Below are 272 nucleotides of genomic sequence, written 5' to 3' on the forward strand. Positions count from 1 at the left end.
TGTAGCAATCTTTTATACATATGGCCCCTTTGCTTTCAGTCGCTTTCCTTTAGGTGAAATTTTAGCTGGCCTATGTGAAGGATTTTTCGGTTTCTTTCTCGCTGTATATATTAATTCTTATGATTTACAGTACTTTTTCATTCAATTTGACGGCTGGAAAATGAACTGGACGTGGGATTTTTCCCAACTTCTTCCGATTGTTCTCATAGGTATTATGTGTTTCTGTCAGAACTTCAATGTCATGCTTTCCGATAACATTTGTGATTTGGAAC

1 protein-coding gene is annotated in these 272 nt (G+C 36.4%); it reads left to right on the plus strand.

The genetic code is table 11. The features are described 5' to 3' along the window. Window positions 1-272 (plus strand): UbiA prenyltransferase family protein (locus ETC07_RS16195; RefSeq protein ID WP_240724690.1); only part of this gene is annotated, 272 nt, incomplete at both ends.

The organism is Halomonas borealis, from assembly GCF_004798905.1.
GTDB classification, from domain to species: Bacteria; Pseudomonadota; Gammaproteobacteria; order Pseudomonadales; family Halomonadaceae; genus Halomonas; species Halomonas borealis.